Raw genomic sequence first — 16,919 nt, 5'->3', positions numbered from 1 at the left:
CCCCGCGGCCCCCCCAGCCCGGCAGGGCGTAACCCGCCGCCCCCCGCCCGCCCCCCCACCCCCGCACCCCCCGCGGCCCCCGGCGGCCGGACGCGTGCGCACCGAAAAGTTCGGTACCGAACGGTGGCCTATGCTGAACCTTCACATCCGCGCGCCCCTCGCGTCGGCGCGCCCGGCCCGGACGGAAGGCAAGGGACCCCAGCTCGATGAGCCCGAAGCAGCAACGCGGGGAAGCCACCGTCGCCCAGGTGCTGGACGCGGCCCTCCGCGTGTACGCCGCCGACGGCGAGGCCGGGCTCACCGTCGGCGCCCTCACCCGGGCGAGCGGGGTCAGCACCGGCAGCATCTACCACCACTTCGGCAGCCTGCACGGCGTGTTCTCGGCGCTCTCCCTGCGCTGGCTCGGACGGCTGCTCGAACAACTGGGGACGGCGCTGCTGAGCGCGCCCGACGCCCGGTCCGGCATCCACGCCGTCGTCCGGGCGTACCTGGAGTTCGTACGGACCGAGCCGGAGGCCGCGCTGCTGCTGCACTCGGTGTCGGCGGACCGGGAGGGCATGGCGCGGACGCAGGAGATCCGCGACTCCCAGGAGGCCCGGCTGACGCCCCTCGCACTCTGGATCACGGCGCGGACCGAGACCGGCGAGCTCGCGCCGCTGCCCGCGCCGCTCATCGAGTCCCTCGTGCTGGGGCCGGTCATCGGCGTCGCCCGGCGCTGGCTGACGCTCGGCGACGTCGACCTGGAGGAGGCCGCCCGCCTGCTCCCGGACGCCGTCTGGCGGTCGGTCGCCCCCTGAGCTTCCCGGCGACCGGGGCCCGCGCCGTCCCCGCCGTCCGTACGCCCTCCGGGCGTCGCGCGCCCCGCGCGCACCCGCTCCAGCGGGCTGAATTTCCGCCACCAATCCGTCCGACGCGAGGTCTTGCGCGGACGCCACGCCCCTCTCTAGTCTCCGACGCGATGGTTAGGAACATTTCCTAACCATCGCCGTCGCTCCACCGCTCACCCCGGCTCGCGCCGCACGCACCCCCCGGGCATCCCCCGCGATGCCCCATCCTCCGGCCTGCGTTGTGAAAGGAACGGCCCACCTCATGAGGCGAAGAGGCGTATCCCTGCTCGTCGCGTCCGGGCTCCTGGCCCTGCCGCTCATCGGACTTCCCCAGGCGGCCGCCGCCGACACGCTCGTGTCGGCGGGCAAGCCCGCCACCACCTCGTCGATCGAGGGCTCCGGCTTCGGGGCCGGGCTCGCGGTGGACTCCGACACCTCCACCCGGTGGGCCAGCCTGGAGGGCGTCGACCCCCAGTGGATACGGATCGACCTCGGGTCCTCCCACACGATCTCCCGGGTGAAGCTGAACTGGGAGGCCGCGTACGCCAAGACGTACCGGATCCAGACCTCCCAGGACGGCTCGACCTGGACCGACGTGTACTCCACCAGCACCGGCGACGGCGCCGTCGACGACCTGGCCGTCTCCGGCACCGGGCGCTACGTCCGGATGTACGGCACGGCGCGCGGCACGACGTACGGCTACTCCCTCTGGGAGTTCGAGGTGTACGGCTCCGCCACCCAGGGCGGCGGCAGCGGGCCCGCCGTGCCGTTCGGGAGCCATCTGAAGCCCTACGTCCCCGGGATCCTGAAGCCGACGGGCACGCAGGCCACCCTCGACCAGAAGGTCGTCGACTACTACCGGGCCTGGAAGTCGGCGTTCGTCCGCCAGAACTGCGGCAACGGCTGGTACCAGGTCATCTCGCCGGACGCGGACCACCCGTACGTCGCCGAGGCCCAGGGCTACGGAATGGTCATCGCGGCGACGATGGCGGGCGCCGACCCCGACGCGAAGAAGATCTTCGACGGTCTGGTGAAGTGGAAGCTCGACCACCCCTCCTCGATCAACCCCGACCTCCTCGCCGCCGAGCAGGACGTCAACTGCCGCAGCGTCAACGGCGGTGACGGCGCCACCGACGGCGACATGGACGTGGCGTACGGGCTGCTGCTCGCCGACAAGCAGTGGGGCAGCTCGGGCACGTACAACTACAAGGCCCTGGCGGTCAAGCACATCAACGCGATCAAGAAGGACGAGGTCAACCCGGCGACGAACCTGCTGAAGCTCGGCGACTGGAGCAGCTCGGGCGACCAGTACTACTACATCTCCCGCACCTCCGACTGGATGGTCGACCACCTCCGCGCCTTCCGCGCGGCCACGGGCGACGGCGCCTGGGACACGATCCGCGCGGCGCACCAGAACCAGATCGCCCACCTCCAGAACACGTACGCGCCGAGCACCGGCCTGCTGCCCGACTTCGTGGTGAACACCAACACGACGCCGAAGCCGGCGCCCGGCCAGGTCCTGGAGGACCCGAACGACGGCGCGTACTGGTGGAACGCCTGCCGCACGCCGTGGCGGATCGCCGACGACGCCGTGACCAGCGGGGACGCCAAGTCCCTCGCGGCGGCGCGGAAGCTCAACGGCTGGATCAAGTCGAAGACCGGCGGCGACCCGAACAGGATCGGCATCGGCTACAAGCTCGACGGCACGCAGATCTCGGCGGGCAGCGAGGCGGCGTACTTCGCCCCGTTCACGCTGGCGGCGATGACCGACCCGGGCAGCCAGGCCTGGCTCGACAAGCTCTGGAACAAGATGGTGGCGACGCCGATCGACACGGGCAGCTACTTCTCCGCGAGCATCCAGCTCCAGGTGATGATCACCGCGTCCGGGAACCACTGGGTCCCGTAGCGATCGCGCACCACCGGAGTCCCGCTCCCGTGCCCATCGGTCTCCTCCACGACGGAGGCCGGTGGGCACGGGCGTGTCCGGATGTGACGGGGAATCGTCATTGCGGCCACGCACGGCGGCGGGCGAGGGTAGGGGCATGTCCTTCGCACACCGAGTCGTCATCGCGGTCTTCCCCGATGTCGACCTCCTCGACGTCACCGGCCCGGCCGAGGTCTTCGCCCTGGCCAACCGGGAGACGGCGGGCCGCGCCGGTTACGAGGTCCTGCTCGCCGGCCCGTCCGCCGGCGAGGTGCGGACCTCCGCCGGCGTACGCCTCCTCGCCGACCTCGGCTTCGCGGAGGTGGGCGCGCGGGTGGACACCCTGCTCGTCCCCGGGGCGGTCGACATGACGGCGGACGGCCCCGTCGCCCGTGTCGACCCCGAGGTGGTGGCCTGGGTGAAGGGGACCGCCGCGCACGCCCGGCGGGTGGCGTCGGTGTGCGTCGGGGCGCACGTCCTCGCCGCGGCCGGGCTGCTCGACGGGAAGACGGCGACCACCCACTGGTCGACCGCCGCGCAGCTCGCGGCCGACCATCCGGAGGTCACGGTCGATCCCGACCCTATCTTCGTACGGACCGCACGCGGCCGGCTGTGGACCGGGGCGGGCATCAGTGCCTGTCTGGACCTCGCGCTCGCCCTCGTCGCGGAGGACCTCGGCGAGGACGTCGCCCTGGCGGTGGCGCGCCAGCTCGTGATGTACCTCAAACGGCAGGGCGGCCAGAGCCAGTTCTCCGTTCCGCTGAGCCGGCCGGCCGCGAGCCGCAGGGACATCGACGAGCTGCGGCTCTGGATCGCCGACCACCTCGACGCAGACCTGTCCGCGGGCGCGCTGGCCGCGCGGATGTGCCTCAGTGAACGGCACTTCGCCCGCGTCTTCACCCAGGAGACGGGGTCGAGCCCCGCCGCGTACGTCGAGGCGGCCCGCATCGAGGTCGCCCGGCGGCTCCTTGAGACCGGCGACGAGCCTCTCGACCGGGTCGCGGCCACGGCCGGTTTCGGCTCGTCCGAGACGCTCCACCGGGCGTTCCGACGGCAGCTCGGCACCACGCCGGCCGCCTATCGGCGCCGGTTCCGCACCACCGTCTGACCCCCTCTCGGCACGGCTCCCGCAGCCCGCCCCGACCGCCCACGGGCGGTCGCGGGCGCCGTCGCCGTGCCTCCGTCCGGCCGGACCGCCGGCCCGTCCCCGTCCTGGTCCCCCTTTCCGCCTCTCCTTCCTTACCGAAAGGCATCCCATGAGCACGCAGCAGCCCTCCCTCCCCCTGCGCCGGGTCAGTGGCCTGGACGACCGTCCGGCCCGGCTCCGCGAGTCCGTCCTGGTCCTCATCGACTACCAGAACACCTACCGCTCCGGCGTGATGGCCCTGGACGGTGCCGAGGAGGCCCTCGCGGCGGCCGCCCGCCTCCTGGCGCGGGCCCGCGCGGCGGGCGTCCCGGTGGTGCACGTCGTCAACGACGGGGGCGAGAACACCCCGTACGACATCCGCGCGCACATCGGGGCGATCAGCGACGAGGTCGCCCCGGTCGAGGGCGAGGCGGTCGTCGTGAAGCGGTTCCCCGACGCGTTCCACGCGACGGAGCTGGAGAAGACGCTGACCGGCCTGGGCTTCGGTCCCGGCAGCGGCAAGGACCTCGTCCTCGCCGGTTTCATGACGCACATGTGCGTCGCCTTCACCGCCCAGGGCGCCTTCAACCTCGGCTACCGGGCCACGGTGGTCGCCGAGACGACGGCGACCCGCGCGCTGGCGGCGCCCGACGGCAGCGTGCTGCCCTCGGCGGCGCTGCACACCGCGGCGCTGACGACGATCACCGACGTGTTCGGCGTCGTCGTGCCCACGGTCGACGGGCTTCCCGACTGACCAGCCGCCCCTTGACCGGGCCCGGCGCCGGGGCCGGGCCCGGAGAAGGGGGGCGACCGCCGGGCCTTGCGAAGAGGACTTTGCATGACCATGCGCGATGATGCATACTCTTCCCATGTCTAAGGTCCTCACCTCCCTTCCGGCCGGCGAGCGCGTCGGCATCGCCTTCTCGGGCGGCCTCGACACCTCGGTCGCCGTCGCGTGGATGCGCGACAAGGGCGCCGTCCCGTGCACGTACACCGCCGACATCGGCCAGTACGACGAGCCCGACATCGCCTCGGTGCCCGGCCGTGCCAAGACCTACGGTGCCGAGATCGCGCGTCTGGTCGACTGCCGTGCCGCGCTCGTCGAGGAGGGCCTGGCCGCGCTGACCTGCGGCGCGTTCCACATCCGCTCCGGCGGGCGCGCCTACTTCAACACCACCCCGCTCGGCCGTGCCGTCACCGGCACCCTGCTCGTCCGCGCGATGCTCGAGGACGACGTCCAGATCTGGGGCGACGGCTCGACCTTCAAGGGCAACGACATCGAGCGGTTCTACCGGTACGGCCTGCTCGCCAACCCGCACCTGCGGATCTACAAGCCCTGGCTGGACGCGGACTTCGTGACGGAGCTCGGCGGCCGCAAGGAGATGTCCGAGTGGCTGGTCGCCCACGACCTGCCGTACCGGGACAGCACCGAGAAGGCGTACTCGACCGACGCCAACATCTGGGGCGCCACACACGAGGCGAAGACCCTGGAGCACCTGGACACGGGCGTGGAGACGGTCGAGCCGATCATGGGCGTGCGGTTCTGGGACCCGTCGGTGGAGATCCCCACCGAGGACGTGACGATCGGCTTCGCCCAGGGCCGCCCCGTCTCCATCAACGGCAAGGAGTTCCCCTCCGCCGTGGACCTGGTCATGGAGGCGAACGCCATCGGCGGCCGCCACGGCATGGGCATGTCGGACCAGATCGAGAACCGGATCATCGAGGCGAAGAGCCGGGGCATCTACGAGGCCCCCGGCATGGCGCTGCTGCACGCCGCCTACGAGCGGCTGGTGAACGCCATCCACAACGAGGACACCCTCGCCCAGTACCACAACGAGGGCCGCCGGCTCGGCCGGCTCATGTACGAGGGCCGCTGGCTGGACCCGCAGGCGCTGATGGTGCGGGAGTCGCTCCAGCGCTGGGTGGGCACGGCCGTCACCGGTGAGGTCACCCTGCGGCTGCGGCGCGGCGAGGACTACTCGATCCTCGACACCACGGGCCCGGCGTTCAGCTACCACCCGGACAAGCTCTCGATGGAGCGCACCGAGGACTCGGCGTTCGGCCCCGTGGACCGGATCGGCCAGCTGACGATGCGGAACCTCGACATCGCCGACTCGCGCGCCAAGCTGGAGCAGTACGCCGGTCTGGGCCTGATCGGCGCCTCCAACCCGGCCATCGGCGCCGCGCAGGCGGCCGCCACCGGGCTGATCGGCACCATGCCGGAGGGCGGCGCCGAGGCGATCGCGTCCCGCGGCGACGTCGCGGACGACGACGAGCTGCTCGACCGCGCCGCGATGGAGTTCGGCACGGACTGAGTCCGGTCGCCGCACCCGGGCACCCGCCGGCGGAGGCCGGTCCGACGCGCTGGGCGTCGGACCGGCCTCCGCCGCGTTCCGGCGACCACGGCGGTGGCGCGGCCGTCCTCGGCGACGCTTCCGTACGGGGGTGCCGCCCGCGCCGCGCCTGGCGCGGGCGGCACGAAGGAGTCGCCGCCGGCCGCCGAAGGGTTGCCGCCCGCCGGAAATGACCTTGCCGGAACCGGGGCGCCGCGAAAGGATCACCGTCATGGACCTGCCCCCGGAGACGCTCCGCTCCGGCCCCGTCGAGCTGCGCCGCTGGCGCACGTCGGACAGCGAGGTGTTGCACCGGCTGATCAGCGAGGCGCGTGAACACCTGCTGCCCTGGATGCCGTTCGCGGCCACGCACGACCGGACGCAGGGCGAGCGGTACCTCGCGCGCTGCCAGGGCGAGTGGGCGACGGGCGACACGTACGCGTACGCGATCGTCCTGGACGGCGTGCCCGTCGGCAGCTGCTCCCTGATGCGCGGGGACGAGCCCGGCGGGCTCGACATCGGCTACTGGCTGCACCCGTCCGGTACGGGTCGGGGGCTCGCGACCGCGGCCGCAGCGGCCCTGGTGGAGCTCGGCCGCGGCATGCCGGGCGTCGAGCGCATCGAGATCCACCACGACGAGGCGAACACGGCGAGCGGCGCCGTCCCCCGGCGGCTGGGCTTCACGGAGGTCGGCCGCGCGCCGTTCACGGGCGGACCCACGGCGCCGGGCGAGTCGGGCATCGACGTGACGTGGCGCCTGGAGACGCGGCTTCCCGCAGGGTCCTGAGCCGCGTGCGCGACCGCCCGCCACTCCCCCGAGGGGCGTGGCGGGCGGTCCTGCGTCGCGGGCGGGTGCCGGGTCAGCGCGCCTCGCGGAACGGGACGTGCGCGCCGACGACCGGGTCGTACTTGCGCAGGACCAGGCGGTCGGGGTCGTTCTGGCGGTTCTTGCGGGTCACGTAGGTGACGCCGGTACCGGCGGACGACCTGAGGGTGACCACGGGTCGCGTGGTGCTGCGTGCCATGGGGATCTCCTTCCGGGAAGGCCGCCGCGCGATCGCTTTGACTCGGGCATGCCATCCACTGCTCCCTGAACAGCGCCCGGTGCCGTCCCATTCCCGGCCTCGTCGTCGGCGCCGTCCGGGACGCGTGCCGCACCGTACTGAAGAAGAATTCTGGAAATCTGTTCCAATCCATGGGGGTCGTTCCGTACGGTGGGGGCACCGAGGGGACGGGGGTTCCGGTGTTGTTCCTACGGGTGCTGCGTGTGCCCGCGCTCAGGACGCGGCTGCTCTGGACGATCGGCGCCGTCGTGCTGTTCCGGCTCGGGCAGGGCCTGCCCCTGCCGGGAGTCCGCGTCGACGCCCTGCCCCTGGCCGCGTCCGCGCGGGCGGAGGGCGCGGACCGGCGGTGGTACGGGCTCGTCGAGTTGGTCACCGGCGGCGGGCTCGGTGCGCTGTCGGTGTGCGCGTTCGGGGTGCTGCCCCTCCTGGCGGCCCGGCTGGTGATGGCGCCGGCCCGGCGGCTCGTGCCCCGGCTCCGGGCCCTCGACGCGGCCGGGGACCAGGGCCGGGCCCTCGTCGCCCGCCGGACCCGCCGGCTCGCGGTGCTCCTGGCCGCGGTGGCGGCGGGGGTGGTGACGGTGCGCGCCGTGGACACCGGGTGCGTCCCGCTCTCGGGGCTCTGCTCGCCCGGGGGCGCGCCCCTGGTCGTGGACGCGGCCGCCACCGTCCTCGGGCAGGTCGCACTGGCGGCGTGTCTGACGGCGGGTGCGGCGGCGGTCGCCCTGCTCGCCGGGCTCATCACGCACCGGGGCTTCGGGGAGGGCGTGTCGATCCTGTTCCTCGCCCAGCTCGCCGCCGTCGTGCCGGGTCACGTGGCCGAGGCGGCACGGGCGTCGGGCGGGCGGACGGTTCTCGTACCCGTGCTCCTCGCCGCGGCCCTCGTGGTGGTGACGGCGGTGGTGATCGTCCTGGTGCAGAGCGAGCGACGGGTGCCGGTGCAGCGGGCGAAGCGGATGATCGGCCGCACGAGCGGCCCGACGCCCACCTACGTCCCCCTCTCGCTCGCCCGGGGCGGTCTCCGGGTGATGATCCCCGCCTCGCTGCTGCTGCTCGTGCCGTGGCCGGCCGGTGGCTGGCTCCTCGCCCCGTACGCCCTGACCGTCTTCGCGCACGCCTGGTACCGGGCGGGCATCGGACCGGAGACCGGGGACGTCACCGACCGGATGAAGCGGTCGGGGCTGTTCGTCCCGGGCGTACGCGTGGGGCCGCCCACCGCCGAGTACCTCGGGTACGTCCAGTCCCGGGTCGGTTTCTTCGGCGCACTCGGCATGACGGCCGTCGCGCTCGCCCCGGTGGCGGCGCTGACGGTCCTCGACGGGCCCGCCGACGCGTACGCGCTCAGCGCGACGACCCTCCTGGTCGTCGTGAACGCGGCGGTGACCACGGTGCTGCCGACGGCACGTCAGATCGCGTCCTGGGCCGCGGTGGACGCCTACGGCCACGTCCTGCGCTGAGCGTCCCGGCGGCCCTCCCGGACGGGGACGGGACGTCACCGGACGGCGGACGTCACCCGAAGGCGGGCGTCAGCGGAGCGCGCGGGTACGCACGGCGGCTGAGTACGGATGCTCATGCCGGGGCCGCGCGGGGCCGGGACGATCGTCCTGTCAGCGTTCCTCGTCCGGTTCCAGGGGGCCTCCCGTGCTCAGCCGCATCGCCGCTCATGTCGTCCCGTTCTTCGGCCGGCTGACCGTCACCTCCGACCCGGGCGCCCGCGTCGAGCCGGGTTCCATCCTCGTGGTGAACCACACCTCGCTCGCCGACCCGGCGCTGGTGCTCGCCGCGCTGCGCCGCCGGCTGGCCGTCGAGCCGGTCGTGCTGGCCGCCGCCGGGCTGTGGCGGGTGCCCGGCCTGGGGCGGGCGCTGACCCGCGACGGCCACGTGCCGGTGTACCGCAACTCGGCGCGCGCGGCGGCCGCCCTGGACCACGCGGCCGTCGCGCTCGCCTCGGGGCGGCACGTGATGCTGTACGCGGAGGGGCGCATCCCGCCGCGCGGGGACGCCGGGGAGAACCCTCCGGAGATGTTCCGCACGGGTCTCGCGCGGCTCGCAGCGGCCACGGGCGCGCCGGTGGTGCCGATCGGGCAGGCGGGGGCGCGGCGGATCACCTCGGGCGGGCGGACCAAGCAGCTCGCCGGGGTCCTGACGGCGCCGGTGCGCAGGCCGGGGCTGCACGTCCACATCGGGGCGCCGCTGCGGCTGCCCGAGGACGTGGCCGCGGCGACCGTCCTCGCCCACGGGGCCGTCACGGAGGCGTGGCGGACGGCCGCCCGGGCGCTCGGCGAGCCGGCGGCCTTCGAGGGCGCCCCGGCGGGGGACGGTGCGCCCGCCCCGGCCCGGCGCCGGTGGTCGACCTTCCGCCGCCGGGCCTGAGGGGACGTCGGCGCGCGGGGCGCGGGGAACCGGGCGGGCGGAAGCGGGGCGCGGAGACCGGGGCGGGCGGGAAGCCTGGCGGGACGGAACCGGGGCGGTCGCGGTCCGCGTCCGTTCGTACGTCCTCAAGATCGACTCTGCGCCGAAGGAGCCGCTCATGACCGGCAGCGCCGCCCGCTACCTCTATCTCGCCCGGCACGGCGAAGCGACGCCGGACGAGAGCGCGTTGACGGAGAACGGCCGCCGTCAGGCGGTGCTGCTCGGTGAGCGGCTGCGCGGGGCCCCGCTCGCGGCGATCCACCACGGTCCGCTCGCCCGCGCCGAGCAGACGGCCCGCCTGGTCGGCGAGCGGCTCGACGGCGTTCCCCTGCACCGCGCCGACTCCGCGGGCGACTACGTCCCGCACGTGCCGCCGCGCGACGAGCTGCCGGTCGACCTGCCGCCGCGGACGGCCGACGCGATGCTCGGCTTCCTGGCCTCGTTCCCCGCCGAGGAACGCGAGCCGGGCCCGGGACTCGCCCGGGAGGCGCTCGCCCGGTTCACCGGACCGGTCGCGGGCGACGAGCCCCGCCACGAGCTCGTGGTGACCCATGCCTTCCTCGTCGCCTGGCTCGTGCGCGACGCCCTCGACGCGCCGAAGTGGCGCTGGCTGGGCATCAACCACGCCCACGCGGCGCTGACGGTCATCCGCTACGCCCCGGGCAGGCCTCCGGCCCTGCTCCTCTTCAACGACACGGGCCACCTCCCCGCGGAACTCCGCTGGACCGGCTTCCCACCGGAGCTGCACGTCTAGGTCGTTTCTTTCGGATCAGGCCGGATCAGCGAGCGGCGTCCGGTGCATGGGGTCTCCCCAGGCCCTCTGGGCCTGGGGGACGGCTCGCAAGGCGGAGGAGGGAAGCGATGCGGAGCATCGGCGACCGACGACAACGCGGCGTGGGGGCACCTCCCGTGCCCGCAGGGCTACGGGGCAGCGGTGCCGGACGCCGGGAGCCCGGCAAGATCCGGAAGAGACGGCCTAGGCCGTCTCACCCGGAACGCAGCCGGCGCCGCCCGGCCCCGCACCCGGGTCAGAAGACGGACAGGCCCGTGATGGTGGTGAAGCGGTCGAGGGCGGTGACGCCGGCGACCGAGTTGCCCCTGCTGTCCAGGCCCGGACTCCACACGCACAGGGTGCAGCGGCCGGGGACGACCGCGACGACCGCGCCTCCGACGCCGCTCTTGCCGGGGAGGCCGACGCGGTAGGCGAAGTCCCCGGCCGCGTCGTACGTCCCGCAGGTCAGCATCACGGCGTTGACCTGCTTCGCCTGACTGCGCGTCAGCAGCCGGGTCCCGTCGGCGCGGATGCCGTGGCGGGCCAGGAAGCCGGTGGCGAGGGCGAGGTCGGCGCAGGACGCCTCCAGGGAGCACTGGCGGAAGTACTCGCGGAGCAACTCGGGCACGGGGCCCGTGATGTTCCCGTACGAGGCCATGAAGTGCGCCAGGGCGGCGTTGCGGTCGCCGTGGGCGGCCTCCGAGCCGGCCACCTCGGGGTCGAAGTCGATGCCGGGGTTGCCGCTCTCGGCGCGCAGGAAGGCGAGGAGGCTGCCGGAGGCGTCGCCGGTGAGGCGGTGCAGGCGGTCGGTGACGACGAGGGCGCCCGCGTTGATGAACGGGTTGCGGGGGATGCCGTTCTCGTACTCCAGCTGGACCAGGGAGTTGAACGGGTCGCCGGACGGCTCGCGGCCGACGTGGGCCCAGAGGGCGTCGCCCTCGCCGGCGAGCGCGAGCGCCAGGGTGAAGACCTTGGTGACGGACTGGGTGGAGAAGGGCCTGCGCCAGTCACCGACCCCGTACACGGTGCCGTCGAGCTCCGCCACGGCCATCCCGAAGCGGCTCGGGTCGCCGGCGGCGAGGGCGGGGATGTAGTCGGCGGGGCGGCCCCGTTCGGTGAGCTCCGCGATCTCCTCGGCGATCCGGTCGAGGACGGGCTGGAAGGACGGGGAGACGATCACGCCCGGCCGTCCCCGGACAGGCCCGCGCCGGGGCCGAGGCCGAGGTCGCCCGAGGCGGGGGTCGCGAAGTAGCGCGCGACGTCCGCGTCCCCGACCTCGCGCAGGGTCGGCGGGGTCCACCGCGGGTTCCGGTCCTTGTCGACGACCTGCGCCCGGATGCCCTCGACGAGGTCGGGGGTGGCCAGCGCCGCGCAGGAGACGCGGTACTCCAGGTCGAGGACCTCCTCCAGGGTGGCGAGCGCCCGGGAGCGGCGCAGGGTCGCGAGGGTGGCCTTGAGGGCCGTCGGGGACTTGGCCAGGAGGGTGGTCGCGGCCTCCTTGGCGGCGGTGACGCCGGTCCCGTCGAGGCGCTCGACGATCTCCTCCACGGTCGCGGCGGCGTAGCAGGCGTCGATCCACTCGCGGTCCTCGGCGAGGACGCCGGGCGGCGGGGCGGTGGCGTGGCGGGCGACGGCCTCGCGCGCCGGGAGCCGGGTGAGGTCCTCGGCGAGCGCGGGCAGGAGGGCGGTGGGGACGTGATGGTCGGCGAGGCCGGTGAGGAGGGCGTCGGCGGCGCCGATCCGCCCGCCGGTCAGGGCGAGATGGGTGCCGAGTTCGCCGGGGGCGCGGCCGAGCAGGAAGGTGCCGCCGACGTCGGGGACGAAGCCGATGCCGGTCTCGGGCATGGCGACCCGGGAGCGTTCGGTGACGACGCGGACGGAGCCGTGCGCGGAGACGCCGACGCCGCCGCCCATGACGATGCCGTCCATGAGGGCGACGTACGGCTTGGGGTAGCGGGCGATGCGGGCGTTGAGCCGGTACTCGTCGCGCCAGAAGGCGGCCGATGCGGAGCCTCCGGCGCGGGCGTCGTCGTGGATGGCGCGGATGTCGCCGCCGGCGCACAGGCCGCGCTCGCCGGCGCCTTCGATGACGACGGTGGTGACGGCGGGGTCGTGCTCCCAGGCGGTGAGGGCGGCGTCGACGGCGAGGACCATGGGGTGGGTGAGCGCGTTGATGGCGCGGGGGCGGTTCAGGGTGATGAACCCGGCCCGGCCCTCCGTCCGGAGGAGCACGTCGGGAGTTCCGGTCGGCACGTTCACTGGGTCCCTTCCCGTGTGGCGCGGGGCGTTCTGCGATCACGGTACCGGGCGGTGGGCGGCGGGCCTTCGGGGGGCCGCGTCCGCACGGCGACGACCCCCGCGGCCCCGGGCGGAGAAGCGGCCGGGGAACCCGTGCGCCCGGGGGCGCGGGCGCCGACGGCGGCCGCGCCCCCGGGGCCTCAGGCCGGGAGCAGGTCCTGGAGTCCGGGCATCCTGCGGGGGGTGGAGAGCCGCAGCTCGATGATGTCCCGGACGGTGGGCCACTCCTCGTCGAGGATCGAGTAGAAGGCCGTGTCCCGGACGGCGCCGTCGAGGCCCCTGGAGTGGGCCCGGCGGACGCCCTCGCAGGTCGCGCCGAGCCGTTCGATCGCGATCCGCGAGCGCGTGTTCCGCGCGTCGGCCCGCAGGGTGATCCGGCGGACGCCCCATGCCTCGAAGGCGTGCCGCAGCATGAGGAGCTTGGCCTCGGCGTTGACGCCGGTGCCCCGGGCGTCGCCCGCGATCCAGGTGTTGCCGATCTCGGCGGCGTCCGGGACGGCGGTGAGCGGGTCGCCGTGGGGCGTCCCGGGGACGGGCGGCCAGACCAGCGGCCCCCGCCAGTAGTCGAGTTCGAGGAAGCGGGTGGAGCCGATGACCCGCCCGTCGGCCGTGCTCACCACGGCGAAGGGCAGGCAGCGGCCGGCCGCCTGGTCGGTGAGGGCGCGGGCGATGTAGTCGAGCGCCGACTCCAGGCCGTCGGGTACGGGGGTGAAGGCGTAGGCCGATCGGTCCGCCCCGCCGGCCCGGGCGAGGGCTTCGGCGTGCCGCATCGCCAGCGGCTCCAGGCGCACGGAGCGCCCGGTCAGGAGAACAGGTACTGGCACGGAACCTCGGGTCTTTCACGGGCAGGGGAGGCTCCCGCCGCGGGGTCGCCGCGGCGGCAGCTGGAGGGAGGTTCTCGCCGGGTGCCGAAGGTGTCGTGAGAACGACAAATGAGCAGGTAAAACGGTTCGTCACCAGGTGCGAGGAGGAACAGTATGCAGCCCCGACCGCTCCGAGAACAGAACCCCGGGAGAACCCGCGTCCACGCGCGGGTGAAGCCTGCCGCGCGCCCGGTTTGACCGGTCTCACGGGCCGGACGGGGCCGCCCGCCAGTCGGACGGCCCGTCGGTTCAGACGCAGGTGGGATGGCCCCAGCCGTCGGCGTTCTTCGCGATGGTCTCGCCCTTGTCGTAGGCACGACCACAGCGGCAGCGGCCCGGGAATTTGGCCTTGAGGGTGCCGCCGGACGGGCGAGTCCTGCGGGCCGGTCCGGCACCGGAGGCGGCGCCGCCCGTACGGGGCGCGGAGGAGCGGGCCCGGGGCGCGGAGGAGCGCGCGGCGGCGGGCTCGGCCGGGGGCAGTTCGGCACCGCTGTCGGAGCCGAGGGGCTCCTGGGTACGGGCGGAGTGGCTGGCCGCCCGGTCGGCGGCGTCGTTGAGCGGGTCACCGTCCGCCTGGTGGGCGGGGGTGTAGACGAAGTGGACGTCCCGGCCGGTGAGCAGGGCGTCGATCCGCACGACCAGGTCCTTGTTGGCGACGGGCGTGCCCGCGGCCGTCCGCCAGCCCTTGCGGCGCCAGCCGGGGAGCCAGGTGGTGACGGCCTTCATGGCGTACTGCGAGTCCATGCGGACTTCGGCGGGGACGGCGGGGTCGAGGACTTCGAGCAGGCGCTCCAGGGCCGTCAGCTCGGCCACGTTGTTGGTGGCGCGGCCCAGCGGTCCGGCCTCCCAGCGCTCGACCCGGCCGTCGGCACGGCCGATGACCCAGGCCCAGGCGGCCGGGCCGGGGTTTCCCTTCGACGCGCCGTCGCACGCCGCGATGATCTTCTCCATCCCTCGATCCTGACACGGCCGCGGGGGTGGTCGGGCCGCTCCCCGCGGCCGTGCGGCCGTGAGCCGGTCAGAAGGCGCCGTAGTTGACCTGCCAGGTGGGCAGGCCCATGCGGCGCCAGAGGGCGACGACGCGGTCGCGGTCGTCGAGGGAGACGCGGACCGCGTAGCGCCGGCGGACGTGCGCGTCGAACAGCTCCGCCTTCACGACGTCGTCGCCGCGCCCGTCGCCCGAGGCCCGCATCCACAGCTCGTCGTAGGGCACCTCGTGCCGGGCGAGCCAGGCCTCGGTGAGCGTCCTGTGGTCCTCGCCGCGGCCGGAGAGCAGGACGATCCGGTCCCGCTCGGCGTTCCTGAAGGCGCGCAGGGCGTCGCGCACGGAGACGTTGAGCAGGTCCTCGTCGCAGCGGGTGAAGTCGTACGGGCCCCGGTCGCCGCGCAGGGCGAGGGTGCCGTCGATGTCGCACATGACGGCCGAGGGCAGGCCCGGGTCCGGGACGTAGGGGGTGGCGGTGGGGCGCTCGTTGAGCCAGGCTTCGGTGAGGCGCCAGCCGCCACGCGTGGCCTTGGCGTGCTTGTCGGCGAGGATCCGGATGATCTCCTCGCCGACGGGCCGCTCGCGGGCGGCGTCGCGCCGGACGCACTCGTCGACGGGGACGTCCGTGAAGTCGTGGACGACGAAGGTGGCGTCGCGGCCCATCACGGCGGCCTTGAGCCGCTTGGGGATGTGCGGGGTGAGGTGGGTGTTGTCGACGACGACGTCGAAGCCGTCGTCGAGCGCGGCGCGGACGGCGGCGTCCTGGATGCCGAGCACGGTCTGCTCGTGGGTCCGGGAGCGCCCGCGCTCGGGCGCGGGCCGGTCGAGCATGGCGCGGAGGTCGTCGAGGTTGACGCGCCGCATGCGGCCCTCGGCGGCCTCCTGGAGGGCGTGGGCGGCCGTGGTCTTCCCCGAGGCGGGAAGTCCGGTCATGACGTGGACGACGGGCACGGTCAGTTCTCCTCGGCGGTGGCGAAGGGGTCGGTGGCCTCGGGGCGGAGCTGCCGCCAGACGAGGAGGTCGACGGGGCGCCCGTCGAGGCGGAGGAAGACGGCGGCGCGCAGGGCGCGGTCGGTCAGCCCCGCGGCGGCGCGGGCGAAGGCGGCGCGGTCGCCGGCGAGGTGGGAGAGGCGCGCGTAGGCCTCGTCGACGGCCGCCTCGCGGGCGGTGGCCGCCCGCTCCAGCCGGTCGACGACCTGGCGCACCCAGGCGTCGAACTCGTCGGGGACCTGTTCGAGGAGGGCGTCCAGCGGCTTGCCGTCGTGGGCCTCGACCTGGGAGACGTCGCAGCCGATGCCGGTGGCGACCTGCGCGGCGGGCAGTCCCGCGAAGCGCTGGACGCCGTGGTCGCGCCAGATGTCGCGCTCGGTGACGCCGGTGAGGACCTTGTGGAGGCGTACGTACTCGGCGAGCTTGGCCTTGGCGCGCAGCCCCGAGGCGAAGCGGAGGACGAAGCCCTCGGCGTCGGTGCCGGTGGCGCGCAGGCCGTCCGGGAGCGTGTTCGACTCGGTGAGGGCCTGGAGCGCGGCGACCGTCGTGGCCGGCCAGGTGCGGACGACGGAGCCGAGCCCGTCCCAGGAGGCGGCGGCCTCGGCGAGCGGGACCTCGGTGCCGTCCGGTCCGAAGGCGGCGAGCAGCACGAGGTCGCGCCGGTCGCCGTAGTTCACGACGATGCGGTTCTCGGGGTAGAGGACCTCGGCGAGGTACGTGACGCCGGGGACGAGGGCGCCGGTGTCGGCGGCGTCGAGGCGGCGCTGGGCCCAGACGGCCTGGGTGCTGGTGAAGGAGCCCTTGGAGGCGGCCCGCCAGCGGCCCGCGTAGTGGAAGACCACGGCGAGGCTGCCGTCGACCTTCTCGTACACCTCGAACGGCTCGTCGGGGAGCGGCGGCGCGTAGGGGCGGCCGGTGGCGTGCTCGGAGAGGTTGAAGAACTTGGGGAGGGGCAGGGCGACGACCCGGCCGGTGGTGTCGTCGGCGACGAGTCCGCGGCAGCGCGTGGTCGCGCGGTTCCAGTGCTGTTGGTACTGGCACGCGCGCGTGTACGTGTAGATCGACAGCGGCAGCTCGGGGTGCGCCTTGCGCGTGACGTGCCCGGCTTCGACGGCCGCGGCCAGCTCGTCGGACGGCATCAGGTCGTGCAGAGTCAGGGTCTCCTGGCTCATGGGGTCCCTCCCGGGTGTTCGATGATCCATTCTCGGGCGGGGGACGGCCGGGGGGACACCGGTTTTTCCCTGCGGCCGCGACGGACCGCGGGCCCGTGTGACGGAGCTCTCGGCGCCCGGGCCGAGCCCCTGCGTGTCAGTGGCGCCCCGTAGACT

General features: G+C 74.4%; 16 protein-coding genes. 9 read left to right on the top strand and 7 right to left on the bottom strand.

What is annotated here, in order from left to right; genetic code table 11:
- Positions 1 to 206: 206 nt before the first annotated feature.
- The 6 genes from ACWDVG_RS14800 (at position 207) to ACWDVG_RS14775 (ending at position 6,997) form a co-directional block, all read left to right on the top strand.
- Positions 207 to 797 (top strand): TetR/AcrR family transcriptional regulator, encoded by a 591-nt coding sequence (locus tag ACWDVG_RS14800; protein ID WP_451699536.1) that lies wholly within the window; start codon positions 207 to 209, stop codon positions 795 to 797.
- Between the two features lie 292 nt (positions 798 to 1,089).
- Positions 1,090 to 2,733 (top strand): glycosyl hydrolase family 8, encoded by a 1,644-nt coding sequence (locus ACWDVG_RS14795; RefSeq protein WP_451699535.1) that lies wholly within the window; start codon positions 1,090 to 1,092, stop codon positions 2,731 to 2,733.
- 136 nt (positions 2,734 to 2,869) lie between these two features.
- Positions 2,870 to 3,859, top strand: coding sequence for a GlxA family transcriptional regulator (locus ACWDVG_RS14790; protein WP_451699534.1), 990 nt, complete (start codon positions 2,870 to 2,872; stop codon positions 3,857 to 3,859).
- A 148-nt stretch (positions 3,860 to 4,007) separates the two neighbouring features.
- Complete coding sequence (locus ACWDVG_RS14785) at positions 4,008 to 4,631, top strand: isochorismatase family protein (RefSeq protein ID WP_451699533.1); 624 nt, start codon at positions 4,008 to 4,010, stop codon at positions 4,629 to 4,631.
- 115 nt (positions 4,632 to 4,746) lie between these two features.
- Positions 4,747 to 6,192, top strand: a complete 1,446-nt coding sequence (argG, locus tag ACWDVG_RS14780; RefSeq protein ID WP_451699532.1) for an argininosuccinate synthase — start codon at positions 4,747 to 4,749, stop codon at positions 6,190 to 6,192.
- Positions 6,193 to 6,442: 250 nt separating this feature from the next.
- Positions 6,443 to 6,997 (top strand): GNAT family N-acetyltransferase, encoded by a 555-nt coding sequence (locus ACWDVG_RS14775; RefSeq protein WP_451699531.1) that lies wholly within the window; start codon positions 6,443 to 6,445, stop codon positions 6,995 to 6,997.
- Positions 6,998 to 7,070: 73 nt separating this feature from the next.
- Here ACWDVG_RS14775 and rpmG read toward each other — a convergent pair whose 3' ends face one another.
- A complete protein-coding gene (gene rpmG, locus ACWDVG_RS14770; RefSeq protein ID WP_451699530.1) occupies positions 7,071 to 7,235 on the bottom strand; it encodes a 50S ribosomal protein L33 in 165 nt (54 codons plus the stop codon).
- Between the two features lie 242 nt (positions 7,236 to 7,477).
- On the opposite strand from rpmG, the gene ACWDVG_RS14765 reads away from it, so the two are divergent.
- The 3 genes from ACWDVG_RS14765 to ACWDVG_RS14755 all read left to right on the top strand — a co-directional run bounded on the left by ACWDVG_RS14765 (position 7,478) and on the right by ACWDVG_RS14755 (position 10,437).
- A complete protein-coding gene (locus ACWDVG_RS14765) occupies positions 7,478 to 8,728 on the top strand; it encodes a hypothetical protein (RefSeq protein WP_451699529.1) in 1,251 nt (416 codons plus the stop codon).
- Between the two features lie 184 nt (positions 8,729 to 8,912).
- Positions 8,913 to 9,644: a lysophospholipid acyltransferase family protein gene (locus ACWDVG_RS14760; RefSeq protein WP_451699527.1), complete on the top strand. Its 732-nt coding sequence runs from the start codon at positions 8,913 to 8,915 to the stop codon at positions 9,642 to 9,644.
- Positions 9,645 to 9,801: 157 nt separating this feature from the next.
- Positions 9,802 to 10,437, top strand: coding sequence for a histidine phosphatase family protein (locus tag ACWDVG_RS14755; RefSeq protein WP_451699526.1), 636 nt, complete (start codon positions 9,802 to 9,804; stop codon positions 10,435 to 10,437).
- A 274-nt stretch (positions 10,438 to 10,711) separates the two neighbouring features.
- Here the strand turns inward: ACWDVG_RS14755 and ACWDVG_RS14750 are convergent, their stop codons facing one another.
- The 6 genes from ACWDVG_RS14750 to ACWDVG_RS14725 form a co-directional block, all read right to left on the bottom strand.
- Positions 10,712 to 11,632 carry a glutaminase gene (locus tag ACWDVG_RS14750; RefSeq protein WP_451699545.1) on the bottom strand — a complete coding sequence of 307 codons (921 nt, stop codon included), beginning with the start codon at positions 11,630 to 11,632 and terminating at the stop codon, positions 10,712 to 10,714.
- Positions 11,632 to 12,714 (bottom strand): enoyl-CoA hydratase/isomerase family protein, encoded by a 1,083-nt coding sequence (locus tag ACWDVG_RS14745; RefSeq protein ID WP_451699525.1) that lies wholly within the window; start codon positions 12,712 to 12,714, stop codon positions 11,632 to 11,634. The genes ACWDVG_RS14750 and ACWDVG_RS14745 overlap by 1 nt, the downstream gene beginning before the upstream one ends.
- A 179-nt stretch (positions 12,715 to 12,893) precedes the next feature.
- Positions 12,894 to 13,577, bottom strand: a complete 684-nt coding sequence (locus tag ACWDVG_RS14740) for a GNAT family N-acetyltransferase (RefSeq protein ID WP_451699524.1) — start codon at positions 13,575 to 13,577, stop codon at positions 12,894 to 12,896.
- A 288-nt stretch (positions 13,578 to 13,865) separates the two neighbouring features.
- Positions 13,866 to 14,567: a ribonuclease H family protein gene (locus ACWDVG_RS14735; RefSeq protein WP_451699523.1), complete on the bottom strand. Its 702-nt coding sequence runs from the start codon at positions 14,565 to 14,567 to the stop codon at positions 13,866 to 13,868.
- A 67-nt stretch (positions 14,568 to 14,634) separates the two neighbouring features.
- Positions 14,635 to 15,552 carry a phosphatase domain-containing protein gene (locus ACWDVG_RS14730; RefSeq protein ID WP_451699522.1) on the bottom strand — a complete coding sequence of 306 codons (918 nt, stop codon included), beginning with the start codon at positions 15,550 to 15,552 and terminating at the stop codon, positions 14,635 to 14,637.
- Positions 15,553 to 15,554: 2 nt separating this feature from the next.
- A complete protein-coding gene (locus ACWDVG_RS14725; protein WP_451699521.1) occupies positions 15,555 to 16,763 on the bottom strand; it encodes an RNA ligase in 1,209 nt (402 codons plus the stop codon).
- Positions 16,764 to 16,919: the final 156 nt, after the last annotated feature.

The organism is Streptomyces sp. NPDC003327 (genome assembly GCF_053589515.1).
Note: the sequence above shows the minus strand (reverse complement) of the source record. Positions and strands in the feature narration are given on the sequence as shown.